General features: G+C 36.4%; 21 protein-coding genes. 2 read left to right on the forward strand and 19 right to left on the reverse strand.

All coding sequences use genetic code 11. The features are described from left to right. Nucleotides 1–17: 17 nt before the first annotated feature. The gene (locus EG358_RS02085; protein WP_076561234.1) at nt 18–347 is read right to left on the reverse strand and encodes a HesB/IscA family protein; all 330 of its coding nucleotides are present in this window, start codon (nt 345–347) and stop codon (nt 18–20) included. 145 nt (nt 348–492) lie between these two features. Between EG358_RS02085 and EG358_RS02090 the strand changes: the two genes are divergently transcribed. After that, a complete protein-coding gene (locus EG358_RS02090) occupies nt 493–1,332 on the forward strand; it encodes a GLPGLI family protein (protein ID WP_076561235.1) in 840 nt (279 codons plus the stop codon). 40 nt (nt 1,333–1,372) lie between these two features. On the opposite strand, the gene ypfJ is transcribed toward EG358_RS02090, so the two are convergent. The 12 genes from ypfJ to EG358_RS02150 form a co-directional block, all read right to left on the reverse strand. Further along, nucleotides 1,373–2,233: a KPN_02809 family neutral zinc metallopeptidase gene (gene ypfJ / locus EG358_RS02095; protein ID WP_076561236.1), complete on the reverse strand. Its 861-nt coding sequence runs from the start codon at nt 2,231–2,233 to the stop codon at nt 1,373–1,375. Between the two features lie 48 nt (nt 2,234–2,281). Continuing rightward, nucleotides 2,282–2,809 (reverse strand): 6,7-dimethyl-8-ribityllumazine synthase, encoded by a 528-nt coding sequence (gene ribH / locus EG358_RS02100; RefSeq protein ID WP_076561237.1) that lies wholly within the window; start codon nt 2,807–2,809, stop codon nt 2,282–2,284. A 3-nt stretch (nt 2,810–2,812) separates the two neighbouring features. After that, nucleotides 2,813–3,523 (reverse strand): YfgM family protein, encoded by a 711-nt coding sequence (locus EG358_RS02105; RefSeq protein ID WP_076561238.1) that lies wholly within the window; start codon nt 3,521–3,523, stop codon nt 2,813–2,815. A 160-nt stretch (nt 3,524–3,683) separates the two neighbouring features. After that, on the reverse strand, nt 3,684–4,220 hold the full coding sequence (locus EG358_RS02110) for an adenine phosphoribosyltransferase (RefSeq protein ID WP_076561239.1): 537 nt from the start codon (nt 4,218–4,220) through the stop codon (nt 3,684–3,686). Nucleotides 4,221–4,223: 3 nt separating this feature from the next. Further along, complete coding sequence (locus EG358_RS02115; protein WP_076561240.1) at nt 4,224–5,411, reverse strand: NTF2-like N-terminal transpeptidase; 1,188 nt, start codon at nt 5,409–5,411, stop codon at nt 4,224–4,226. 52 nt (nt 5,412–5,463) lie between these two features. Further along, nucleotides 5,464–6,483: a hypothetical protein gene (locus EG358_RS02120; RefSeq protein ID WP_076561241.1), complete on the reverse strand. Its 1,020-nt coding sequence runs from the start codon at nt 6,481–6,483 to the stop codon at nt 5,464–5,466. A 159-nt stretch (nt 6,484–6,642) separates the two neighbouring features. After that, entirely contained in the window at nt 6,643–7,974 is a 1,332-nt protein-coding gene (locus EG358_RS02125; RefSeq protein ID WP_076561242.1) for a quinol:cytochrome C oxidoreductase, read from the reverse strand. A gap of 8 nt (nt 7,975–7,982) precedes the next feature. Further along, nucleotides 7,983–8,678 carry a c-type cytochrome gene (locus EG358_RS02130; RefSeq protein ID WP_076561243.1) on the reverse strand — a complete coding sequence of 232 codons (696 nt, stop codon included), beginning with the start codon at nt 8,676–8,678 and terminating at the stop codon, nt 7,983–7,985. After that, nucleotides 8,671–9,192, reverse strand: coding sequence for a DUF3341 domain-containing protein (locus EG358_RS02135; protein ID WP_076561244.1), 522 nt, complete (start codon nt 9,190–9,192; stop codon nt 8,671–8,673). Before EG358_RS02135 ends, EG358_RS02130 begins: the two co-directional genes overlap by 8 nt. Beyond that, the gene (gene nrfD, locus EG358_RS02140; protein ID WP_076561245.1) at nt 9,179–10,576 is read right to left on the reverse strand and encodes an NrfD/PsrC family molybdoenzyme membrane anchor subunit; all 1,398 of its coding nucleotides are present in this window, start codon (nt 10,574–10,576) and stop codon (nt 9,179–9,181) included. Before nrfD ends, EG358_RS02135 begins: the two co-directional genes overlap by 14 nt. A 30-nt stretch (nt 10,577–10,606) precedes the next feature. Beyond that, a complete protein-coding gene (locus EG358_RS02145; protein WP_076561246.1) occupies nt 10,607–13,663 on the reverse strand; it encodes a TAT-variant-translocated molybdopterin oxidoreductase in 3,057 nt (1,018 codons plus the stop codon). A gap of 25 nt (nt 13,664–13,688) precedes the next feature. Then, nucleotides 13,689–15,047, reverse strand: coding sequence for a c-type cytochrome (locus EG358_RS02150; protein ID WP_076561247.1), 1,359 nt, complete (start codon nt 15,045–15,047; stop codon nt 13,689–13,691). A gap of 183 nt (nt 15,048–15,230) precedes the next feature. Between EG358_RS02150 and EG358_RS02155 the strand changes: the two genes are divergently transcribed. Continuing rightward, entirely contained in the window at nt 15,231–15,767 is a 537-nt protein-coding gene (locus EG358_RS02155) for an SPOR domain-containing protein (protein ID WP_076561248.1), read from the forward strand. A 52-nt stretch (nt 15,768–15,819) separates the two neighbouring features. On the opposite strand, the gene EG358_RS02160 is transcribed toward EG358_RS02155, so the two are convergent. From EG358_RS02160 to EG358_RS02185, 6 genes are all read right to left on the reverse strand, one after another. Further along, nucleotides 15,820–17,094, reverse strand: coding sequence for a DUF6080 domain-containing protein (locus tag EG358_RS02160; protein ID WP_228421382.1), 1,275 nt, complete (start codon nt 17,092–17,094; stop codon nt 15,820–15,822). Between the two features lie 79 nt (nt 17,095–17,173). Continuing rightward, the gene (locus EG358_RS02165; RefSeq protein ID WP_076561249.1) at nt 17,174–18,544 is read right to left on the reverse strand and encodes a T9SS type A sorting domain-containing protein; all 1,371 of its coding nucleotides are present in this window, start codon (nt 18,542–18,544) and stop codon (nt 17,174–17,176) included. Between the two features lie 69 nt (nt 18,545–18,613). Then, entirely contained in the window at nt 18,614–20,155 is a 1,542-nt protein-coding gene (locus EG358_RS02170; protein WP_076561250.1) for a protein adenylyltransferase SelO, read from the reverse strand. 77 nt (nt 20,156–20,232) lie between these two features. Beyond that, a complete protein-coding gene (locus tag EG358_RS02175; protein WP_076561251.1) occupies nt 20,233–22,614 on the reverse strand; it encodes a penicillin-binding protein 1A in 2,382 nt (793 codons plus the stop codon). A 6-nt stretch (nt 22,615–22,620) separates the two neighbouring features. Beyond that, nucleotides 22,621–23,082: a gliding motility lipoprotein GldH gene (locus EG358_RS02180; protein ID WP_076561252.1), complete on the reverse strand. Its 462-nt coding sequence runs from the start codon at nt 23,080–23,082 to the stop codon at nt 22,621–22,623. Next, nucleotides 23,075–24,511 (reverse strand): PSP1 domain-containing protein, encoded by a 1,437-nt coding sequence (locus EG358_RS02185; protein WP_076561253.1) that lies wholly within the window; start codon nt 24,509–24,511, stop codon nt 23,075–23,077. Before EG358_RS02185 ends, EG358_RS02180 begins: the two co-directional genes overlap by 8 nt. Nucleotides 24,512–24,702 lie beyond the last annotated feature (191 nt).

Raw genomic sequence — 24,702 nt, forward strand, 5'->3', positions numbered from 1 at the left:
ATGGTTCTAATGTCTAATTATAAGCTAAAACTCTCTCCACAACCACACGTTCTGGATGCATTAGGATTATTAAAAATAAATCCTTTCCCATTCAAACCTCCGGAATACTCTAAAGTAGTGCCAGCCAAGTAAAGTATAGATTTTTTTTCAACAACGATTTTTATTCCGTTATCTTCAAAAATCTGATCTGTTTCGTTTTGCTTATTGTCGAAACCTAACATATACTCTAGCCCTGAACATCCACCGCTTTTTACCCCAACTCTTATATAATCTTCAGCAGGGTCGAAGCCATCCTCTGTCATCAGCTGAATTGCTTTTACCTTTGCCTGATCTGAAACCTTTATCATTGTATTTATTTAGAATGATTTAATCATGCAAAAATACGAACAATAATCAGTATATAAAAATCAACGTTTTTATTTTATCAATTTTTATCATCGATGCTTTAACTTTGGTGAGTATTTAAAATCAAAACTATAAATCAGGAAAATAATGAAAAAATTAGGCATTCTAGCTATAGCCTTACTGGCACAGGTTTCTTTCGCACAAACCAACAGATTTGTTTATCAGGTGACATCAAAACCAGACATTACTAATAAAAATGATATTAAAACTGAAAATGCTTATTTAGATATTTCAGCAGAGAAATCTATGTTCTATTCTGAGAATAGGATTAAAAGAGATTCTGTAATGCAGGCTAATAGACAAAGTGGTGGAGCTAGAGGCTTTAACAGGGAGCAAATGGATGGTTTGAGAACGAATATTAATTATACGATTGAAAAAAATAAAAAAGACCAGAAAACTTTTTACAAAGAGCGTATTGGCAGAGATCAATATTCTTATGAAGAAGACCGACCTCTGAACTGGAAAATTCTATCTGAAACTAGAAAAATTGGTGATTATAAAGTACAAAAAGCAGAAACTGATTTTGGCGGAAGAAAATGGACCGCATGGTTCACAACCGATCTTCCTTATCAGGACGGACCGTATAAATTCAATGGTCTTCCCGGCTTAGTTGTAAAAGCAGAAGATTCTACGGGAGATTATTCATTTGATTTAATGAAAAACTATAAGATATCTGATTTTCCTGAAATGACTACATTTGGAAATGTTATTAAAGTAAAAAGAACAGATTATGTAAAGCAACAGGAAAAATTCAAAGCCGACCCAATGTCTTTTCTTGGTAGCCAACGTGGTGGCGGTGGAAATTCATCTCCAAGAAGCCAAGGTGGTGGAGGTGGAAATGGGTTTTCTCCTGAAGTTAGAAAAAGAATTCAAGATGGAGTGAAAGATGAGATTAAAAAAAGTAGCAATCCTATCGAATTAAAATAAAATCAAAAAAGGTCTGAAGAAATTTCTTCAGACCTTTTTATTATCTTAAAAGTTGATTAAAAGTGTCACCTTGTTTGATGTCTCCGGAATTATATCCTTTCATAAACCATTCTTTACGCTGTGCAGAAGAGCCATGGGTAAAGCTTTCCTGATTCACATATCCTTGTGATTTTTTTTGAATGTTGTCATCACCAACTGCTTCAGCAGCATTTATTGCTGATTCTAAATCTCCGGGCTCAATAAATGATTTTTCTCTGTCACCGGTTACTCTAGACCAAACTCCGGCGTAAAAATCAGCCTGAAGTTCAGTTGCTACAGAAATCTGATTAAGCTGAGCCTCAGAATATCTTCCGCTTCGTCTTGCATTATCGGTTTCGTTTAGAGTACCAAGAAGATTTTGCACGTGATGACCCATTTCGTGGGCCATTACGTAAGCAACAGTAAATTCTGTTACTTTGGCACCAAATTTTTGCTGCAACTCATTAAAAAAACTCATATCCATATAAACAGACTGATCTGTCGGGCAATAAAACGGTCCCATTGCAGATTGCGCCAATCCACATCCGGAATCTGTGTTGCTTCTGAATAAAACCACTCTTGCCGGTTGATATTTAGCGCCATTTTCAGCGAAAATTTTAGTCCAGGTTTCTTCATTTTCGGCGGTAATCATTTCGATCATCTCACCAATTTTCTTGTCAGTTTCTGTAAGCTCTCTTTGCTCAGTTTGGGCTCCGGTATTTGAAGCTCCTGAAGAGAGAATTGCAGAAGGATCACCACCCAGGAAAAATACAATAGCAGCGATGATTATTGTACCCAATCCGCCACCAACAATAGCACCACCGCCGCCACTTGATCCGCGCCTGTCGTCTACGTTTGTACTTCGGTCATCAGTCCATTTCATATTAAAGTAATTTTAAGAGTAAAGTTAAAAATTTTCTTAATACAGAAATTATTTGTTTTCAGAATTTCCGAAACCGATATTTCCTGTTTTATTGGAAAGATTTCTTTTAAAATTGATCATGCTTAAAGCCGTAACTGCTGCTTCAACGCCTTTGTTTCCTAAATCACCACCACTTCTTGCGATTGACTGTTCTTTGGTGTCATCTGTCAACACGCAGAAAATAGTTGGAGTGTCTGTTAAAATATTACAGTCTTTAATTCCCTGGGCAACGGCGTCACAAACGAAATCAAAATGTGGAGTTTCTCCTCTGATGACACACCCGATTGCTATCACCGCATCAAACTTTCGTTCTTTACAAAGCTGCATGCTTGCATAATTTAATTCAAAAGCTCCGGGAACGGAAAACTGTTTTATATTTTCAGCTTTTACGCCTTCTTTTTCCAGAATTTCTAAAGCTGCATCACGTAGATTGTAGGTTACAAAGTCATTCCACTCAGAAAAAACAATGCCGATAGAAAAATCCTCGGCATTGGTAATATGAAGTGGCTTGTAATCTGAAAGATTAACTGTTGCCATGTTTTAATTTAAATATTTAGTCATTTCGATATAAGAATCAGACATTCCGTTGTCGTAGTCCTGATATTTTTCGTCGATCGTTGCAAAGTATTTTTTAGCTTCTGCATTTTTCTTCATTCCTAAAGCAACAATACCTGCTTTTCTCGTGAAATAATAAGAAGTATAAGGATCATCAGACGCTGAGGCAGCTTTATCTAATAATGCTAAAGCCTCATCATTTTTATTAAGACCAGATTTTGCATCTGCCATTGCGCCAAACTTCATTGCCATCAATGTTTTGTTATCAGACGAAAACTTGTCTAAAAGATCGTGAGCTTCCTGAAATTTTCCTTCTTTTAATTTTAATAAACCTGCATTGTAAGCAGAAAGTTTACCCACTTTCGTAGAAGAATATTCTTTATAAGTTCCTAAAAAACCTGGGTTAGCTGCAGATTTTCCACCTAAAGCTTCTTTCTCTTTACCTTCTGTAAGATTTTTTTGTGCTGCTAAATAAGTTTTTATAGCTTCAGCATTCTTTGGAGCTACCACAAATTGCTGGTATCCGAAAAAGCCTAAAACTCCTAAAACAACAACCCCAAAAGCAATGCTTAATGGTTTTTGATATTTTTCCAGGAATTTTTCTGTATTTAAAGCCTCTCTGTCAAGGTCTTTAAAGAATTCCACTGTTTCTTTACCTTCTTGCTCATTTGGAGCGTTTTTTCCCAATTTTGCCATAAATTCTTAAAAAATTGAATTGCAAATTTAATTGTTTCTGAGTGATTTACAAAATCTTTATCTGCATTATTACTAAAAGAGAATGAAAGACCTGTAAATAGTGTGAATAGTTAATAGAGAATTGTTATTTTTTGTTTATTTCAACTCTTCTTTATTACATTTAATATTCTAAAGTATGATAGATTTCAGCGTTGAATTTCTTCAGTTTTTCGTCTCCTTTTAAATCTTTTAAACCGATTAAAAAACTGAACTGAACGACTTCTGCACCCTGCTTTTCTACGAGCTTTGCTGCGGCTTCCGTTGTTCCTCCGGTTGCTAAAAGATCATCATGAATTAAAATACGCTGTCCTTTTTTTATTTGCCCTTCTCTGGTTTCTATTTCTGCGCTTCCGTATTCGAGATCATATTTTTCTGAAATAATCGGTGGCGGAAGTTTTCCTTTTTTTCTGATTAAAATAAATGGAACTTCCAGAGCTACTGCAATTGCAATCCCGAAAAGATAACCCCGGCTTTCAATTCCGCAAACAGCATCTACTTTTCCTTTGCTGAATTTTACCAGATCATCGATTACTTCTTCATACAGTTTAGGATCAAGAAAAATCGGTGAAATATCTTTAAACTGAATTCCCGGAATAGGAAAATCAGGAATATTTTCTATGGTTTCGTCGAGTTTTCTGATGAGTTCCTGCGATGCCATATGTTAAGGATTGATTTTATAGCTTGATATTTTCCACTCGCCGTTTACATTTTTAAGACCGAAAGTGGCTTTCAAAGAAGTTGTTCTTCCGTTCTTATCGGTTACGTCGTATGTTGCATTAACGCTTGATGCATTGGTGCCTGTTCCGTTTGTTGTAATGTTTTTTACGCTTACGTTTTTAATAGCCCCGAACCCTGAAGTAGGGTTTGAGAACGATTCATAAGATCCCCAACTTGGATTGCTTGACGAATCGAAAGCAGCTTTTAAATTTTGTGAACTTACATTATTTAAAAATTTGCTTACCGTATTTTTAGGATCTGCAGTCGGCTGTTTTGGCTGAGAAGAAGTTGTTCCCGGTTCTGTTCCTGCTGCTGGCGGTGTTGTTGGATTATTTGGATCAATTACTGCATTCGGATCCTGATCAATCATTGTGGAATCAGTTTTTGGAACTTCAGGAACTTTTAAAGCAGAAGGGTTTACATCTAAACCAATTTTCGACATTTTAAAAGTCTTCGCTGTTGTTTTTACCGAAACGGTGATGTCAATTTTGTTATCAACTATTTTTGATGCCAATAATGATGAAAACTTAAGATGAAAACCTCTGAAATTATTATCCTGCATTAGATTTTTAGCTGTTGAAAGCTTTACTCCGTTGCTGAATACTTCTAAAGTTGTTTCTAAAGCAGCACCTGTGAATGAAATAGGATTTCCTGCGTTATCAACTAATCTTGGAACGATTTGCATTGCAGTTGGGCCACTTCCGGTATCTCCCGAAAGTTGAGTAAGAATGCTTAATGAGCTTGCTCTTACATCATTCGGATCACTTTCTTTTGCAGTTTCGTCGCCGAAGATATTCATTTCGCCTAATGACGGTGGTGCCGTGCTTGCCCATTCAATCCCGTTTTGCTGAGCAACCTGATCGGCCATTGATAATATTTCGGGCACTTTTTTGCCGTTAATCAGCTGACCAAGTGCTTTCAATTCGTTAACATCGCCTTCTGCTTCTACACCGAAAGTTTTTAGAATATAAAGCGCTTCATTAAATTTAATCTGCTTAATGGTGGTAAGACCAGACGCCATATCGTTGATACTCGACTGTAAAGTCTGGGTCGTAGTCGCATCTACGTGATCTTTTTTGCATGCTGTGAAAAGCAACAAGCTGAAGATGAGTAGCAAAGAAAACTTTTTCATTTTAATTATGGTTTATGGCAAATTTAGTAAAACCTTTATTAAAACTGATTTTTTATTTTTTGTTTTCTTTTTCTTTTAAATCTTCTTTAAAGAAAGAGCTGAATACAGCCTGCATATTTGGAAATGAAGCGTCTCGCCAGTAATTTGACTGGTAACTGCTGTTGTTTTTATTAAATTTTACTTTTCCCTCTACATTATTATCATCACTGAAATCCAGCTCGGTAGGGTAGAAGTTTCGGTATGTAATAATTTGGTTATAGTTTGGTTCGCTTTTGTGCTTTAGCTTGATGAAAGCAATTTCATTAGACTCCAGAAAATCTCTTAATGTCTTTTTTGAATCTTTTTCGTAAGAATGATTGATGATGCCTTTGATGTCATATATTCTGTAACCGAACAGTGCCAATTCTTTTTCCTGTAAAGCTTCGCCTGTGATTTCTATTTCGTCTTTCTTAGCACCTTTAAGTTCTTTAATTTTAGCATTTCTTGATTTGTATTCTTCAATATTTCCTACATTTTTCAATTTTGGTAAGTCTAAAAAGGTATTGTAATCCCAAGATCCGGTTTCTTTTTTTTCATTTTTAGCATCTTCTAATCTATAAACCCTGTACTGTTCTATGTTGCTGCTTTTGAGTTTTTTAGTTTTATTATCAAAAACATAAGTGATCACACCGTCTGCATAACAATTAAGTTTGCCATTTAAAGTGACGTAGGTATTAAAATTACCTTTTACAAAAACATATTTTGCAGGCTTATTATTTTTAATAACAACCATTTCTATATCTTTTACTCTGTCATTTAGTTTTACGACATCTTTATTGATTTCGTCAAATGATAAAGTTGCGATAGAAATGTTATCGTACACCAATTGAAATTTTTCTTGCTCCGGTGAAAGTGAAGACTTTTCGATTTTCCCGTCGATGTCTGATGTTGCGAGAATATTCCCGTTTTTTCCAAATACCGAAACTTTAGGAAGTGGTGCATCTGTTTTTTCGGAAACGAAAGTAATGCTTTGCGCATTGAATACATTAAACAGAATAATAAACACGAAGTTTAAAAGATAAGTTTTTTTCATAGTTTTTTAATTTAGTTTAAAAGGTAAGTACTAAAGTCTATTGATAAGACGAAGTATTTTGAAAATGGTTGCCTGTTTTTTTAATTTCAATTCGTTATTGCAAAAAAAAGAGACTGATCATTAAATCAGTCTCTTTAAAATTTATTTTGTTACAAGTCCTTAGAAAGGATACTCATAAATTTCAGATTCGTGTAAGTAAGGGTTACCTGTAGGAATCAATTTCAATTTAGCTAATGCAGAAAGCACTGTAAACATAAACAATCCTGCAATGAATAAAACAGCACCCAATATCAGTAACAGAACTTCAGGAGTATTCCAGTAAGGTCCTACTGTTCCCGGCATTACCATGTTGAAATAATCTAAAAGGTGACCTAAGATTACCACAACTGCCATTGTTGTTACTACTTTGTAGTTTCTCTTGATGCTGCTACTTACCAATACCAATAGTGGTAATAAGAAGTTAACAACAAGCATAGGCAAGAAAGTAGGAGAGTAGTGCTCAAATCTTCCGAAGAAATAATTTACCTCTTCCGGGATGTTTGCATACCAGTACAACATGAACTGTGCGAACCAAGTGTACGTCCAAAGCATACTTGTAGCAAAAAGGAAAACTCCTAAATCGTGCAAGTGATTGTCGTTAAACTGTGGTAAGAAACCGTTTTTCTTAAGATATACACTCAATAAAATGATTACCGCTATACCACTTGATAGACAGCTAACCATTGAATACCAAATATACATTGTAGAATACCAGTGTGGGTCAATAGACATCAACCAGTCCCAAGCCCAAGCCGCAGAAGCAAACCCGAAGAATGCGATATATCCTACTGCCCATCTGTAAAGATACTGATACTCAACCAAAGATTTTGTATCATCTACTTTTTTAGACTGAGCTTTTAATTTCCATGCGAAGAATGAAGCCCCGATTGTATAAATAAGTGTTCTTACTGCGTAGAAAGGAATATTTAAGAATATTTTCTTTTCAAATAAGATCACATCAAAGTGTGCAGATTCAGGATCTGTCAATTCAGGATCCATCCAGTGGAAAAGGTGACCGTTGTGTGTGATATTAAGAATCATCAAGATAATTAAAATAGCACCACCCCAAGGAATATAAGAAGCAATAGCTTCCATTACTCTTGTGATAATAATTGGCCAACCTGCGTGAGCTGCGTGCTGAATACAGTAAAAGAACAGTACACAACAGCTTACTCCGAAGAAAAACACTGCTACAAAATGAAGTGAAGCTAATGGCTGATTGTGAACCTGCAATTCTGCGTGCTCCAAATGAGCAGCGTGATCCTGAGGCCCTACCATTTCGCTTGAATGCGTAGGAGAATCATGACCTGCAGAATGCACTGCTTCCATCATGTGTTCTATTCTCTCTGTAGTAATTCCTTTATTTAAAAAGAAACCTACAGCAAATAAAACTAAACCTACAACAAGAAGGATAATAGAAGTTGATTTTAATTTTGGTGAAAAACTATACATTTCTTTTCTTATTTTTTAGTTTCGGTAGTCTCAGTTGTTGCTGTCGCTGCTGTTGCTGCTGCGGGAGCCGGAGCTGCGTTTTTTTTGAAAGCACTCATTACATACATTGCCACTCTCCATCTGTCTCCAGGGTTTAGCTGACCTGCATAAGACCCCATTGCATTTCTACCATTTGTTAATACATAATGTACAGATCCTACAGTGATTTCTCTGTCTGCATAATTCGGTACACCAGAATAAGCTCCGCTTTGTACGATCGGCCCTTGTCCGTCACCACCAGTTCCGTGACAAGCTGAACAAGTATGATCAAAAAGTATCTTACCTCTTTCTATATCTTTAGCTGCATTAGCAGGATTAAGAGGAGAAGTGCTTATTGCTTTTGAAGCATCATAACCCGCGTTATATTCGTCCGGATTTTTAGGAAGTTTACCTTCTTCAAATACTCCGTCTTTATTTTGAGCTACTGAACCTTCTACAGGAGAAAGACCAGTTGCACCGTTGTTTCGTACAAATGCAGGAATTTCGTTTTCATGATCTGAATAAGCATCCTGAGCTTTCATCAACGGATCGTATGCCACTGGGAAATACATATCCGGGAAATATACTAGAGGTGCATTTTCATTCGGTCCGCAAGAATTAAGTAAAACTGTAGTTAAACCTAAAATTGCTGTAATTTTTAATACATTCTTTTTCATTTTAAGCATCTTTAACAGTTATTTCTTCTACTCCCGTTTCGATAAGCAACTGCTTTACAGATTCTACATCCTGAGTGACAAACTCCATAAGAAATTTATCATCTGTAGTTCTAGGATCTGGGTTTTGTGCCGGAGCTCCAGGATACATCTTATTTCTTACAAAGAAAGTAAGAGACATCATGTGTGCTGCACAGAATACCATCAATTCAAACATCGGGTCAATAAAAGCAGGGAAGTTGTCTACCCAGCTATAAGATGGTTTACCACCTATATTTTGAGCCCAGTCATGGTTCATAATATACCAAGTCACTGTAATACCGATACTCACTCCATATAAAGCATAGATAAATGCAGCATCAGAAATTCTGGTTTTCTTTAAACCCAAAGCTTTGTCTAGCCCGTGAACAGGAAATGGTGTATAAACTTCGTTTATTGCAATTCCTTTATCGTTGAATGCTTTCACGCCGTTCATTAAATCGTCGTCGTCAGCATAAAGTCCGTATACAATTTTAGTGGTGCTCATCTCCTTCTTTTACTTTATAAGTTTCACCTGAGATTTTCAAGATCGATTTTAATTCTGCCTGTGCAATTACAGGGAATGTTCTTGCGTATAATAAGAATAGTACAGAGAAGAATCCGATTGTACCTAAATATACACCTACATCAATAATGGTTGGTTTAAACATCGTCCAAGAACCAGGCAAGTAATCTCTTGAAAGGTTGATTACGATGATGTCGAAACGCTCAAACCACATACCAATGTTGATAATTAATGCAATTATAAATGTTGCAATAATATTCGTTCTGATTTTCTTGAACCAGAACAACGCCGGAATAACAAGGTTACAGATAATCAACGCCCAGAACGCCCACCAATATGGTCCTACTGCAGCACCTGGTGAAAGGTAAGTAAAGTCTTCATATCTAGAACCAGAATACCATCCGATGAAATATTCAGTTGCATACGCTACAGTTACCATACCACCTGTAAGAACGATTACGATGTTCATAATTTCGATATGATACATAGTGATGTAATCTTCAAGGTGACAAACTTTTCTAGCAATTAACAATAGTGTTTGTACCATCGCAAATCCTGAGAAGATTGCTCCAGCAACGAAGTAAGGAGGATAGATCGTAGAGTGCCATCCTTTAATAACTGAAGTTGCGAAGTCAAAAGATACCGTAGTGTGTACTGAGAATACAAGTGGAGTTGCCAAACCTGCCAATACCAAAGATACTTCTTCAAATCTCTGCCAGTGTTTTGCTTTTCCACCCCATCCGAAAGATAGTAGTGTATAGATTTTCTTAGTCCAAGGAGTTTTAGCTCTGTCTCTGATCATAGCAAAGTCAGGAATCAAACCGATAAACCAGAATACTGTTGATACAGAGAAATACGTACAGATAGCAAATACGTCCCAAAGTAGAGGCGAGTTGAAGTTAGTCCAAAGTGAACCAAACTGGTTAGGAAGAGGGAATACCCAATAACCTACCCAAACTCTACCCATGTGAATAAGCGGGAAGATTGCCGCCTGTACAACTGCGAAGATTGTCATTGCTTCCGCAGAACGGTTTACAGACATTCTCCAACGTTGTCTAAATAATAATAATACTGCTGAGATTAGGGTTCCGGCGTGACCGATACCGACCCACCATACGAAGTTGGTAATATCCCAACCCCAGTTAATAGTTCTGTTAAGCCCCCATGCTCCAATACCTGTCCCGATAGTATAAGCGATACAGCCGAATCCGTAGATGAAAAGAACTAAGGCTGCGTATAGTGAGATCCACCATAGTTTACCTGCTCTTTCTTCGATAGGTCGTGCAATATCTTCTGTGATATCGTGATAAGTTTTGTGACCAATAATCAGAGGTTCCCTTATCGGAGCTTCGTAATGTCCTGACATTTTTTACCTATTTATTATTTAAACTTTATTTTATACTCTATTTCTTACTTTAGCGTGATAGAACACATTTGGTTTGGTTCCTATCTCTTCAAGTAAATGATATCTTCTGTTGTTAGAATATAGTTTTCTAACATGAGATTCTTTATCATTCATGTCTCCAAACTGAAGTGATCCTGTAGAACAAGCTTTAGCACAAGCTGTCTGGAACTCTCCGTCTTTCACAATTCTGTTTTCCTTTTTAGCCTCAAGAATTGTTGTCTGAGTCATTTGGATACACATTGAACATTTCTCCATTACCCCTCTTGTTCTTACAACAACATCCGGGTTAAGTACCATTCTTCCAAGATCGTTATTCATGTTGAAGTCGAACTTGTCATTCAGGTTATATGTAAACCAGTTGAAACGTCTTACTTTGTAAGGACAGTTGTTAGCACAATATCTTGTACCGATACATCTGTTGTAAGCCATGTGGTTTTGTCCTTGCTTACTGTGAGAAGTTGCCGCTACCGGACAAACAGTTTCACATGGAGCGTGGTTACAGTGCTGGCACATTACCGGCTGGAAGATCACGTCTGGATTTTCTGCTGGGTTTTCTAATGCTCCTTCAATTCCTAATACACTGCTTCCGTAAAGTTCAGGCACTGCCATTCCTTCTTTAAGACCATCATAAACAGTAACTTTTTTCTCAGATGAGTAGTAACGGTCAATTCTCAACCAGAACATATCTCTCGACATTCTGATCTCTTCTTTACCAACTACAGGAACGTTGTTCTCTGCCTGACAAGCAATAATACATGCTCCACAACCCGTACAAGAGTTTAAGTCTACTGATAAGTTGAAGTGAGGCCCATCTGTATCATCAAAAGCATCCCAAAGGTCAATTTTACCTGCTGGAAGAGCTCCACTGATGGTGTGATATTCCAAAGGCTTGTTCCATCCTTTATGTTCGTCATCGAAAGGTACATTAATAAACTGCGCTAAAGGAACTTCTTTTGCAATTTCGTAACGTCCCATTAATGTATTCTGAAGCTGTACGCCTGCAAACTCATGTTCTTCACCCGTTTTCTCGATTGAAACGTTTGAAATAACCAGGTTTGAACCGTCAAATAGAGGATAAGCATTTACTCCAGTATCTGCAGTAGCGCCAGAATCTTTTTTACCATATCCTAAAGCTAAACCAACAGATCCGTCTGCTTGACCCGGCTGAATGAATACTGGTACGTTTTCTATTTTTACTCCGTTTACTGTAAGATTTACTAGAGAACCGTCTAACTGCATTCTTGCATTAAGACTGTTTTCTATTCCTAATCTTTCTGCATCTTTAGTTGAAATAGTCAAATAGTTATCCCAAGACATTCTTGTAATAGGATCTGGTAATTCCTGCAACCAAGGGTTGTTTGCCTGAGTACCGTCTCCGATAGAAGTCTTTGTATAAAGTACTAATTCTAAATCTGAAGCTTTAAAATTACCTAATTCAGCGACAGCCTGAGCACCGTTTCCACCAGCATAAGACAACATCGTTGCATTATTAGAAGGAACAACACCATTATATAAAGCTTTGTTGAAAGAAGTAGCTCCCAAAATAGAAGATGCACTTGCTTTTAAGTAATCGTAGTAATTGTTTGCAGCATTATTTTTACCATTTTTCCAAACCAATAATGATTCTTCGATCTGTCTTGATTTGTAGATTTTCTGGATTGTTGGCTGCATCAATGTATAAACTCCAGTCTGAGGTTCCATATCGCCCCAAGATTCTAGCCAGTTAGCTACTGGAATTACAGCTTTCGCTGCTTTATACATTTCGTTTTTCTTATCTGTAACCGCAATTACGTAAGGAACTTTAGCCAAAGATTTTTTGAAATCCTGACCTTTGTTATTAGAATAGATAGGGTCAACGTTGTTTGTAATCAATACACCAACCTGTCCTGCATTTACCCATCCTAAAAATTCCTGGTATCTTGCTTTATCAAATTCTTTTAAGAAGTTTGCTTTACCTGTGAAAGCAACTGAACCTAATTTTTGGTTAATTAAGTGTGCTAAAACCTGTGCAGCTTTAGAACCGTCAGCTAAAACAACCGCTTTGCTTCCTTTAGCCTGTAATTCTTTTACAATTTCTGTAGCAACTTTACTTGTTGGCGCAGATCCTGTAACGATAGCGTTGTAAACTTCCACCAAAGCTTTGTTTACATCACTTGGTTTTACTCTGTATCTAGAGTCTGAGTTCGCACCCGTTAAAGACATATTAGATTCAACCTGAATGTGTCTCAACATGTTTGCTCCCGGAACTCTTGCTGCTGCATAAGAAGTTTCTAAGCTAGCTGCATTATAATCTCCTAAGAAATCAGCCTGGAAAGCAACCACCAATTCAGATCCTTTAAGATCGTAAACCGGCAATGCTCTTTGTCCGAAAACTTCCTGAGCTGCATCTAAAGCTGCAGAGTAAGGGAAAGCATCATATGTTACTAATTCAGCTGTAGGATATTTTGCTTTAAATTCAGCAAATAATTTTTTGAATGTAGGTGAAGCGAAAGACTGAGATAAAAGAACAATCTTTTTACCTGCAGACTGAGCTTCGTTTAATCCTTTCAAAACGAAATCATCTACTTTATCGAAAGTTTCGTCTTTACCGTCAAGTTTAGGTTGCTTTACTTTATCGTTATCATAAAGAGAAAGTACACTTGCCTGAGCTCTTGCGTTAGTTTTACCTAAATCACCAGCTGCCGGGTTCGGTTCGATTTTGATGGGTCTACCTTCTCTTGTTTTTACTAAAACACTTGCGAAGTCGAAACCGTCAAAATATGTTGAAGCGTAGTAATTGGGAATCCCAGGAATAATCTCATGTGGTTTTACTACGTAAGGAATCGTTTTGATTACCGGAGCTTCACAGGCAGCCAATGTTACAGCTGCTGTAGAGAATCCTAATATTTTCAGGAAATCTCTTCTGGATGTACCGTCTGTTTTTTCGGCACTTTCCAGAAAATCTTCTACCGGAATTTCTTCTTGGAACTCTTTAAGAGCCAACTTACCGGTTAGGGCAGGGTCTTTAAGTTCGTGAATACTTCTAAATTGTATTTTGTTTGAAGCCATTTTTATACTTCTAATTTTTTAGTTATTAATAATGACATTTACCACACTCAAGACCTCCAATTGCATCTACAGTGATTTTACCACCATCTTTCGGGTATTGCTTTTTAAGCTTCTCGTGTAGATTCTTGAAGTATTCTTTATTATAACCGTTGTTCATATCAATTTCGGTTGTTCTGTGACATTCGATACACCATCCCATGGTGAAATCGTTTGCCATTTGTACAACGTTCATTGTATCGATTTTTCCGTGACAAGCTTTACAAACTACGTCTATCTTGTTGTCTGGATTTTTCTTGTTGAATGAATTGATAATCGCCTGCTCACCTGCTACTACGTGTTGAGAGTGGTTAAAGTAAACGAAATCTGGCATGTTGTGGATTCTTGTCCATTCTACAGGAGTAGTTTTTCCGGTGTACTGCTGTTTTTCAGCATCCCAACCTGTTGCAGCATAAATCTTCTGGATTTCTCCGTCGTAGAATGCTTTGTCTTTTCCTGGCTCGATGTACTTACCGTTGTATTCTGAAATTGTTCTGTGACAGTTCATACAAACGTTCATAGAAGGGATCTCAGATACTTTACCGTATTTAGCACTTGAGTGACACAATTGGCAGTCGATTTTGTTTTCTCCAGCGTGAATTTTGTGAGAGAAATAGATAGGCTGTTCAGGCTTATACCCTTTGTAAACACCAATCCACATGATCCAGTTCCAGATACCGTAAGTCGCTAAAATGGCCAATACAGCCAATAGACCTTTACCGATATAGTGGTATTTCTCGTAGATTTCGCTGAAAGACTTTACTCTTGTTTCGTTAAGTCCTGTAAGTTCCTCAGATTGCCCCAGTTTTACCAATTGTCTTAGCTTAACTAAGATCCAAACCAGTAAACCTGCAATTGCAATAAGTGAAATAATTACAATACTTGATGTTGTATTGTTAGCTGGTGCAGCGTTTGCGGTATCTGTTGCAGTAGTTGCAGCAGGATCAGCTTTTGGCTCCTCAACAGGAGGATTAGTTGTATACGCTAAAATGTCGTCAATATCCTTATCTGCAAGATTAGGAAAGACCTGCATTTCAGTCTTATTAAATTTTTCAAAGACTTCATTTGCATACTTATCGCCTGAAGCTCTAAGTGCTTTGTTGTCTTTAATCCACTTGTGAAGCCAATCTGTATCAAGTCCTTGCTCAGTTTTCAATCGGTCTACCACACCTTTCAGTGCAGGTCCTACGACTTGTTTGTCTAACGCGTGACATGCTGTACAGTTTGCCTTAAAAAGTTTTTCGCCATTTTTAGGATCGCCGTCTTGCCCGTAAATTGAAGCACTTGTTGATAGCAATAAACCTATCGCAATCAGCCCTTTTTTATAATGCTTTCTCCAACTAATCATTTAAATTATCTTATGTTAGTAAATATTGAATGTGTAATCAATCCCGCAAAAATAATATTTTTAAGAAGAATTTAACGGCTTTAACAAAAGGTAAAATGTCATATAGGTTTAATTTGTAACTATTCTAAATAACTCTGTTTGCTGTATTTTTAAATTATTATAACTTTGCGGAAACAAGTTTAAATGAAAAATTTCATCAAAATATTTTCGCTACTTTCTTTAATGAGTTTTTATACTCTTGAAGCACAGCAGGTTGTAAAGAAGGATACACTGTCTGGAACTGAACTTACGATAACGATGGATTCTCGTGTAAGTGAAGCTTTATCTGCAGTTGAGGATCGATGTGCGAAGACAACAGCAACAAGAGTTTCTTCGGGTATTGATGATGATGCTCCTGCAAAACCAACGAAAATATACATTCCTAGCCGTGAACTGACCAATGCAGAAATCTGCAGAAAAAATCCTAGAATATTAGGGTTTAAAATTCAGGTTGCAATAGTAAAAAGTAATGAAGAAGCTAATGAAATCAAAGCGTATTTCAGAAAAAGATTTCCAAACCTAAAGGTTGAAACGGATGCTTCTTTGAGACCAAATTACAAGATTTTGGCTGGAAGTTATTTCTCAAGACAAAGTGCTGCGGCCGATTTGGCCAGAGTAAAAGAATACTTTAAATCTGCAACACCTATTCAATACAGAGTGTTCTGTGTAGAGGCGAAATAAGGATTAATTAAATAAAAAATTAAAAGGCTGAGAATATTTTTCTCAGTCTTTTTCATCTGTAAAATTGATTGACAAAATCATAGAATTCCCACATTCTCATGTAATTATTCAGGAGTAAATAGACAAACATGATTCCAATGACTGATGTGAAAAATGACATCATTTTTGGAGATTCTTTGTATGAAAAAAAGAGCCACCCCAACATAATCGGAAACACAAAAACGAAATGCCCGCCGTAAATGTAAGAAGTATGAAGACCAAATCTAAAGACGCAATGAATTAAAATATCAACTACCAAAGAAAGCATGATAATCTGTACCAGTTTATTCTTGAAGTTCTTAAAATAGCTCCACAAAATCAGTCCTAAAAGTAATCCAATAAATAAATAGGGGATGATTGAAGTATAAACATCCATGAAAAGCGCTTTGTAATAAAACCCTTTCATGTTGTGTTTTTCGCGGATAAAAAAGCTTGGAAAGAGAATACTTCCGCCAAAGAAATACGAGTAAATCATATCCCAAGTCGGAGTAGATTTTACATTAGAAAATTTCTCGTATTGCTCTCCCGATTTTGAAAGGATATTTTTGTACTTAAAATCTATTCGGTAAAGGTAAAGCAAAATAAAAGTTACGCATGTTATTGCAACTCTGAAAGCTGCATTGCCAAATTTTTTCCAGCTTTTAAAAATGCCTTTTTCAAAGGCAATTGGTATAAAAACTTTTACAATATTTGTCACTGTTAATCCTCCGATTGTAACTCCCGCCAATACTAAAGCTGAACCTGCGATTTTTTTGTCTTTTCGTAATTTTATTGCGGTATAATAATTAAATAAAACCAGTAAAAACAAAGTGTAAGTGTAGGTTTCCGGTGTGAATGACAATAAAATATTAGTTGAAAAAATACTGAAAAAAGCAACAATTAACAGGTTTAACCCTATCGGAAGAAGGATGATATTTTTTAAATATTTATAAATCTGAATTAAGCTTAAACTGATGGTGATGTTACTCAACCAGGCCAATGTCAGTCTGAAATTACTACCTGTTTTTCCATCTGAAATATAAAAAGCTAGCTCCCTAATCCAATTGAAAAAATAATAGGACAAAGGGTGCCTTTCGAAACTTCCGCCGCTCATTACGATCGCTTTATTATCAAAACTGAAATAGCCGTCCCAAGGAATTCTTGCATCAAAAATAATTCGGTAATGTTGTGCCAAATAGGTTCCGAATAAACCATAAATGGTGATAAAAAAAATAAATATTCCCAATTCGATGTAAGAAGAAGGAAATACAATTTTAAAAAAGTTGAAAAATTTTGATTTAATTGACACCCGGTATTATTTTTTTGCAAAAGTAAAATAAAAAACCCACCTAAAAAGGTGAGTTTTGCAATATTAAAAAGATTGTTGATTAATCTTTAATGATTTTTTCTGTTTTTGTGCTGCCATCAGCAAACTCTACTGTAATTAAGTAAGTTCCCTTTGTGAATCCACTTAAGTTTACTTTTTCTGAGCTGCCTGTTGCAACTACCTTTCCTGATAAGTCTAATACAGTCGTTGATTTTATTTTCTTATCAGTTTTGATGTTTACTTCTCCTTTTGTCGGGTTAGGATACATCGATAAAACGTTGATTGCTTTACGAGTATCCGCAACACCTAAATTTTGAGATGATTTAAACATTCCGCCAACAGTAGCTGATGTGTTAAATCCTCCAGAATAACATGTGCTGGCATCAGAACATCTAACGTTTAGATGCTGTACTCCAGTATCAAGAGCTGACCAAGTAGAACCGTTATCTAAGCTTTTCCATGATCCGCCTGTTGTTGGGCTAGAGCTGGTTGCCACTAAAATGTTAGTACCGGGAACATAAGTTATGTCGTTGATATTATTTGCTGCTGTAATTCCTGTAAACGTCACAATAGACCAGGTTGTTCCTCCGTCAGTAGTTCTGTAAATTGCTAAGGCTGTTTGAGCTGGAGGAGTCGCAGTATTATATGTTTTCTTAAAGACAATACCTCGGTTTGCATCACTCCAAGCCATGTCTCCACTTATTGTTGCTCCGCCAAAATCATTAAGAGAATATGTAGAACCGGTAAATGCAATAGTCCAATTTAGACCTTTATCAGTTGATTTGTAAATTCTTCCTTTGTTTGTGTAAAAGAAGATATTATTTCCAACTGCATAATATCCGGCATTGTAACCATACTCATTATTGAGTGGAGCTGGAACATTGGCAGCAGGCACTCTTGTCCAAGAGGTTCCTCCATTAGCAGTTGTGTAAAGCTCATATCCGCCACCTTGTGGGTCGCCACCAGCAATAGCACTATTGGCATCAAAGCCATGAACAAAGTTTAAATATGATTCGCCAGCTGTTGAAAAAGCTTGCTGAGCCGTCCATGTCGCGCCCCCATTTACTGTTTTGTAAACTGCACCTAATCCGTCAGATGCTGTAGATAATAAAGCACCCACCCAAGCTGTAGTTCCGCTAACACCCGAAATGTTGGTGATTGTTAAAGCAGGATTCCCAACATTTATAGCACCTGAAGTCCAGGTAGTACCTCCGTTCGATGTTTTAGTAAATTCCTGAATAATTGGTGGGTTATTTGGATTTAAAGGAGCTCCGTCATAAGCAAAAGCCCAGGCTGTATTGGCGTCATATACTTCCATTCCGGAAATACCTCGTGATGGTGTTGAGAAGCCAGTATTTTGAGTAGACCAATACTGAGAAAATGCTGATGAACTAACCATTAGTGCAAAAGCAGAAAGTAGAACTTTTTTCATAAATATTAATTTTTTTCCAAAATTAATAAAAATAATCACATATGAATGCAAATATTTTAATGAATAATGCTAAGAACTACAAGATAACATTGAACATCCTGAAATATCGTCATAATTTGGAGGTCTTGTTACCGAAAATTCAGGGAAAATTTCTTCATATGGATTTTCAAGAGCTTTTGTCAGTTTTTGTAATAATTCAGTTCTACCATTATTTATTTCTTCAATACATTCAAAAAGAAGATAATTTCTGAGTAGGAATTTTGGATTTGTTTTTCTCATTAAATCTAATGACTCTTCTTTTGAAATAGTGTTAGCTTTTAATCGAAGAGAATAAATTTGTATAAAATCTTCGAGCTTTTCAATTTTAGCATCATCCAAAAAGCCGTAAGATATTTTCTGAAAATCTGTTTTGATGTCTGAAATGCTTTCAAGTTTTTCTAAAAGATTAAATAATAAGGTATAATCAAATTGAAGTTCCTGCATCAAACCTTGCCAGTTGATGAAAAATTCTTCATCCTCTTTTTTCAATTCATCAAAACCAAATTTTCTGCACAACATTTTATCGTGAGCCTTCCAAAAATAATTTCCGTAAGAATTTAATGTTTCTTCTAAAAACTTTTCATCTTTTATCAAAGGAAAAAGTGCGTTGGCAAGTTGCCAAAGATTCCATTGTGAGATCTGTCCCTGTTTTCCAAAAGCATATCTTCTTCCGGGTAAATCAGTTGTATTGGGTGTGAAATTAAGATCATATTCATCCATCATCGAATAAGGTCCGTAATCGATTGTTAAACCTAAAATCGACATATTATCTGTATTCATCACTCCGTGTACAAAGCCAACTCTAAACCATTCGACCATTAAATCGGCTGTTTTTGTACAGACTTCACTGAAAAAATCTTTATATTTTTGTTCGCCTTGAGAAGTTATATTTTTAAAATAATTTTTAATTGTAAAATCTGTTAGCTCGGTAAGTGTTTTTATTTCTTTCTGAGCAGACATTAATTCAAAATGCCCAAAACGAAGAAAACTTTCTGCCGTTCTTACCACGACTGCGCCTTTTTCGTTCTGAGGGTTTCCGCTGTACATCATGTCTCGCACAACTTCTTCACCTGTAAAACATAAACTCAAAGCTCTTGTTGTCGGGATTCCCAAATGATGCATTGCTTCACTCATCAGATATTCACGAACGGAAGATCTTAGAACGGCTCTTCCATCTGCGTGACGGGAATAAGGTGTTGCTCCGGCTCCTTTCCATTGAATTTCGTTTGTTTCCCCTGCTTCATTAGTGATTTCTCCAGCAAGAATTGCACGGCCGTCTCCTAATTGGCCTGCCCAGTTTCCAAATTGATGCCCTGCGTAAGCGGTAGAATAAGTTTTTACATTTTTGGGTAAATTGGTTGCCGCTAAAAAATTAAGATCATCTTTATTGAATTTTCCCAAACCTATTTCTTCTGAAAGTTTTTCATTAAAAATAATCAATTCAGGATTTTCAAAGCCAACCGGATCAACGGTTGAAAAAAGAACTTTTGGGGTATTTCGCTGAATAGTATTCCCTGAAAAATCTCCTGGAAAAATCTCGGTAAAAGGCTGGGTAATCTTGTCGATATTCATAGTTCAAAGATATTAAAAGAAAGAAACAAAAAAGACCTTTCAGTAATTGAAAGGTCTTATGATGATTATAAAGAAATTTATTTATTAAAATCTATATCTTCACTGGTGTTCAAATGTTCATTTACATTTTCTTCTTTTTTACCAGAGTTATTTTTCGGTCCTGTGTCTGCAGGGCGTGGGTTTTTTAGGTCGTCGATGGTTTGTAATCCTCCATCGTCACCGTATCCTCCACTTAGCCCCTGAAGGTTTGAGCATCCGTCTTTCCAATCAAGAGGTTTTACAAATTTATCGTCTGGTGATATTTTTAAGCTTTTATCGGCCCATACTTTTTTCATAAATATTGCCCAGATTGGTAATGCCATTTTTGCTCCCTGACCTTCTCCTGTTCCAAAGAAGTGGGTTGCTCTGTCTTCCCAGCCAACCCAAGCTCCGGTTGCCAGTTTTGGAGTGATCCCCATAAACCAACCGTCTGAGTTATTCTGAGTCGTTCCTGTTTTAGCAGCAATTTCAATGTTTTTAGAGACTCCTCGTCTTCCTAATTCTCCTGAAGCGGTACCATATTGAGCAACACCTTTCATCAATTCGATCATGGTGTAAGCATAATTAGGATTCATCACTTCTTTCGGTTCTGAGATTACTTCTTTTATCACTCTTCCGTTTACGTCTTCAATTCTCCAGATCATCTCCGGTTTGTTGTAATTTCCGTAATTGGCAAATGTACTATAAGCTCCAAGCATTTCATAAATTGTAATATCAGAAGCCCCTAAAGCCATCGGTAAACTTGTAGAAATTTCTTCAGTTACCCCTAAATCTCTGGCAGTCTGAATTACACTTTGCGTTCCTGTCATTTCAGCTAATCTTAATGCGACAGGGTTTTGGGAGTGTGCTAAAGCATCTTTTAATGTTAACATTCCACCTCTTCCCGGTACGTGATAGCTTCCTTTGTTGAAACTGGCATTTGATATAGTCGAACATGGGGTTAAACCTAATTTCATAATCGCAGTTGCGTAAACGAAAGGTTTAAAAGTAGATCCTACCTGTCTTTTTCCTTGTTTGATGTGATCGTACTGGAAATGCTGCCAGTCGATTCCTCCAACCCAGGCTTTAATCTCTCCAGTTCCGGGAACCATAGACATCAAACCTGCCTGTGCAATTTGTTTGTGCCATCTTATAGAATCCCAAGGGCTCATTTCAACCTCTTCTTCACCAGCCCAGGTAAATCTTGACATTTTTATAGGCTTGCGGAATTCCATTAGTATTGAATCTTCAGAAACTCCGGCTCTGTTCAGTTGCTTGTAACGACCGGTTCTTTTTACCGCCTGCATCATTATTTTATTTGCTTGCTGATCATTGAGGTAGTAAAACGGTCTGTTTTTTCTGCCTCTCTGCTCTGCATCAAATCTTTTTTGAAGATCAGTTAAATGTTCTTTGATAGACTCTTCGGCATATTTCTGCATTTTTGAATCAAGCGTAACATATATTTTTAATCCGTCTTTAAATAGATTTAATTTTTTACCGGTTTCTTTTTCGTAATCAGTTAAATAATTATCGATTTCCTTTTTTAAATAGAATTTATAATAGGCTGAATAATCATCTGTGATATTTTTTATAGGACGATAATCTGTAGTAATCGGCGTTGCTACAGCTTTGTCGTACGTTGCCTGATCTACATAACCGGTTTCAAGCATTTGAGATAGTACAACATCTCTTCTTCTTTTTGCACGGTCAGGATTTCTTAACGGATTATTTGCAATCGGGGCTTCAAGCATTGATACAAATACTGCTGCTTCCGGAAGCGTAAGTTGTGACGTTGTTTTATTAAAATAAATTTTAGACGCCATCTCAACACCGTTTGCGTTGTATGTGAAATCAAACTTGTTGAAATATAAAGTGATAATTTCCTCTTTGGTATATCTCTTTTCCAAACTTACGGCAACCACCCATTCTTTAAGCTTTTGAATTGCTCTTTTTACAGGGTTTTTTGAAGGCTCTTTTGTAAATAAAAGTTTGGCCAGCTGTTGCGTAATCGTAGAACCTCCACCTCGGTCACCACCATATCGTACTGCTCTCAAAATTGATTTTAAATCAATCCCGGAGTGTTCTTTAAAACGCTCATCTTCTTTTGCCTGAAGTGCATAAATAAGATACGGAGGCAAATCTTTGTACTGAATTGGCTGCGTTTTTTCTTTCTCAAATTTACCTAAAAGAACTCCGTCTGATGAATAAATTTGGGATGCAACATAAATATCGGGATTTTCAAGCTCTTTTACATCGGGCATTTCACCAAGAAAACCTTGGGAAACTGCAAAGAAAAGTCCTGAAATACCTAAAATTACTGCAATAAGCCCAATCCAGATGAATTTTACCCATCTTTTCCAGGCAGAATTTTTAGCGCCTTTTTTAGGAGGAAGCGGGAAAGTCTTTCCCTTATTTCCTGTATTTTGTTTGTTTTCTTCCATGTATAATTACGGTTTAGCCGTTTCTACTTTTATACCTAAGTCTTCAATCCCCGGAAGATTATCGTTTCTCATTGCCTGAGCAACGGCAATTTCATAATTGCCTTTTTCCGGGAATTTATAATTCAATTTATACTGAAACAAAGTTTCTTTCGTCTCTCCAAATCCTGTTCCCAGCCACTCGCCGTTCGGTTTTGCCAAAATATAATTTAAAGTATCCGTTTGCTTGGCTTTGGTTTTAGGATTGGTAAGGTTAACAATGAATCTTATATTACTGTAAGGATATTCATTATTATTCCTTACAACAAATATAAGATTTTTAGGATTTTGCGGATCCGAAATTTCAAGATTAAATTTTTGTTCGGTCCTCTTATTCCATTTATTATCAACGTTATTCATAATAACGTCGTCTTCGGGAGCATTGCAGCTTACCAAGAAAATAAGGAGAAAAAGTCCTGAAATTTTATGCATTATTATCTTTTTTTGGAGGAAATTTCTTTTTAAACTTCTTTTTGGGTTGTTGATTTTCTGGTTTTTTTTCAACATCATTATTTACTGCGACAGGTTTTTCCGTTTGTGGTTTCTGCTGCTGCGGTTTTTGAGGCCTTTGACTATTATTTTGTGTAGGCTTCTGGCTTTTTTCAGGTCTTTGCTGGCGTTCAGGTCTTTCTGTTCTTTCGCCTTTATCAGCTCTGTCCTGTGGTTTTTCGGTATTGTTTTCCGGTCTGGGCTTTCTAGGTCCCTGATTTTGATTGTTGTTTGGTCTGTTTTGATTCTGATTTCCCTGGTTTCTGTTTTTGTTGAAACCTCTGTTCTTCTTTTCAAAACGATCTACACTGTTTTCCTGAATTAAATCTACTGTTTTTACAGAAATTTCAGGCTGTTTCAAATCTTCAAGAGGTAACGTTTTTTCACCTCTTTTGTTTTGTGAAATCATTTTTTTTACCAAATCTACATCGAAATCATACCACGCCATTGAACTGTCGACGTATGCAAACCACATTTTCTTTTTGAAAACATCAATTTTTATACAGAAAGCTCTTCCTTTTTCGGTATCAATCATGGTTGAAGAAGAAGGGAAGTGGCTTAATGCATCAAGATAACTGTCTAATTCATAGTTTAGACAACATTTAAGTTTACCACATTGCCCCGCCAGTTTTTGAGGGTTGATGCTCAATTGCTGATATCTTGCCACATTGGTATTTACCGATCTGAAATCTGTTAACCAGGTTGAGCAGCATAATTCTCTTCCACAAGATCCAATTCCGCCTACTTTTGCAGCTTCCTGTCTGAAACCGATTTGTTTCATATCGATTTTTGTACGGAAAGCTCCTGCAAATTCTTTAATCAACATTCTGAAATCCACACGGTTGTCGGCGGTGTAATAGAATGTTACTTTAGAAGAGTCGCCTTGGTATTCCACATCAGTAATCTTCATTTCAAGACCTAATCTGTGAGATATTTTTCTGGCTTCTATTTTTACATTTTCTTCTTTTTTTCGGGCTTCCTGCCAAACTTCAATGTCTTTTTGGTTGGCTAGCCTATATATTTTTAGCGGGTTTTCTTCTGAAGCTCTTTTTTTCTTCATCTGAATTTTCACTAGTTCACCTGTGAGGCTTACTACGCCTACATCATGTCCCGGACTAGATTCTACTGTTACAACGCTACCTATATGTAAAGGAATATTATTTACATTTTTATAAAATAATTTTCTGTCATTTTTAAATCTAACTTCTACAAAATCACACCTGTTTGATGCAGGGTTTTGTACGTTAGACAGCCAATCGAAAACACTTAATTTATAACTATTACCGCAGGTATTTACACTTTCACAGCCATTCGCAGATTTTGTTCCGCAAGAATGTGCAGAATCGCCGGATGTTTTACATCCACAACTCATATTATAATTTATTTAATCTTGCAAATTTATTGATTTTTATCTTTATACAATTCCAAATGTACTAAATATTAATTTTTGAAATTGTTTAATATTAAACATGGTAAGAAATAAGGATTTATTTTTATTTTAAGAGCTTGTGATTGAGTATGTTATTTAGCTTTATATAGGGGATGCTATTTTAAACATAGTTT

It is taken from the genome of Chryseobacterium indoltheticum, from assembly GCF_003815915.1.
Lineage (GTDB): Bacteria > Bacteroidota > Bacteroidia > Flavobacteriales > Weeksellaceae > Chryseobacterium > Chryseobacterium indoltheticum.

Excerpts from the sequence above, each read along its gene's own strand:
- EG358_RS02165 (WP_076561249.1), bottom strand. The coding sequence starts at position 18,544 with ATGAAAAAAGTTCTACTTTCTGCTTTTGCACTAATGGTTAGTTCATCA.
- ypfJ (WP_076561236.1), bottom strand. The coding sequence starts at position 2,233 with ATGAAATGGACTGATGACCGAAGTACAAACGTAGACGACAGGCGCGGA.
- EG358_RS02175 (WP_076561251.1), bottom strand. The coding sequence starts at position 22,614 with ATGGAAGAAAACAAACAAAATACAGGAAATAAGGGAAAGACTTTCCCG.
- EG358_RS02125 (WP_076561242.1), bottom strand. The coding sequence starts at position 7,974 with ATGTATAGTTTTTCACCAAAATTAAAATCAACTTCTATTATCCTTCTT.
- EG358_RS02090 (WP_076561235.1), top strand. The coding sequence starts at position 493 with ATGAAAAAATTAGGCATTCTAGCTATAGCCTTACTGGCACAGGTTTCT.
- EG358_RS02180 (WP_076561252.1), bottom strand. The coding sequence starts at position 23,082 with ATGCATAAAATTTCAGGACTTTTTCTCCTTATTTTCTTGGTAAGCTGC.
- EG358_RS02150 (WP_076561247.1), bottom strand. The coding sequence starts at position 15,047 with ATGATTAGTTGGAGAAAGCATTATAAAAAAGGGCTGATTGCGATAGGT.
- EG358_RS02105 (WP_076561238.1), bottom strand. The coding sequence starts at position 3,523 with ATGGCAAAATTGGGAAAAAACGCTCCAAATGAGCAAGAAGGTAAAGAA.
- EG358_RS02110 (WP_076561239.1), bottom strand. The coding sequence starts at position 4,220 with ATGGCATCGCAGGAACTCATCAGAAAACTCGACGAAACCATAGAAAAT.
- EG358_RS02170 (WP_076561250.1), bottom strand. The coding sequence starts at position 20,155 with ATGAATATCGACAAGATTACCCAGCCTTTTACCGAGATTTTTCCAGGA.
- EG358_RS02130 (WP_076561243.1), bottom strand. The coding sequence starts at position 8,678 with ATGCTTAAAATGAAAAAGAATGTATTAAAAATTACAGCAATTTTAGGT.
- ribH (WP_076561237.1), bottom strand. The coding sequence starts at position 2,809 with ATGGCAACAGTTAATCTTTCAGATTACAAGCCACTTCATATTACCAAT.
- EG358_RS02135 (WP_076561244.1), bottom strand. The coding sequence starts at position 9,192 with ATGAGCACCACTAAAATTGTATACGGACTTTATGCTGACGACGACGAT.
- EG358_RS02120 (WP_076561241.1), bottom strand. The coding sequence starts at position 6,483 with ATGAAAAAAACTTATCTTTTAAACTTCGTGTTTATTATTCTGTTTAAT.
- nrfD (WP_076561245.1), bottom strand. The coding sequence starts at position 10,576 with ATGTCAGGACATTACGAAGCTCCGATAAGGGAACCTCTGATTATTGGT.
- EG358_RS02115 (WP_076561240.1), bottom strand. The coding sequence starts at position 5,411 with ATGAAAAAGTTTTCTTTGCTACTCATCTTCAGCTTGTTGCTTTTCACA.
- EG358_RS02155 (WP_076561248.1), top strand. The coding sequence starts at position 15,231 with ATGAAAAATTTCATCAAAATATTTTCGCTACTTTCTTTAATGAGTTTT.
- EG358_RS02185 (WP_076561253.1), bottom strand. The coding sequence starts at position 24,511 with ATGAGTTGTGGATGTAAAACATCCGGCGATTCTGCACATTCTTGCGGA.
- EG358_RS02085 (WP_076561234.1), bottom strand. The coding sequence starts at position 347 with ATGATAAAGGTTTCAGATCAGGCAAAGGTAAAAGCAATTCAGCTGATG.
- EG358_RS02145 (WP_076561246.1), bottom strand. The coding sequence starts at position 13,663 with ATGGCTTCAAACAAAATACAATTTAGAAGTATTCACGAACTTAAAGAC.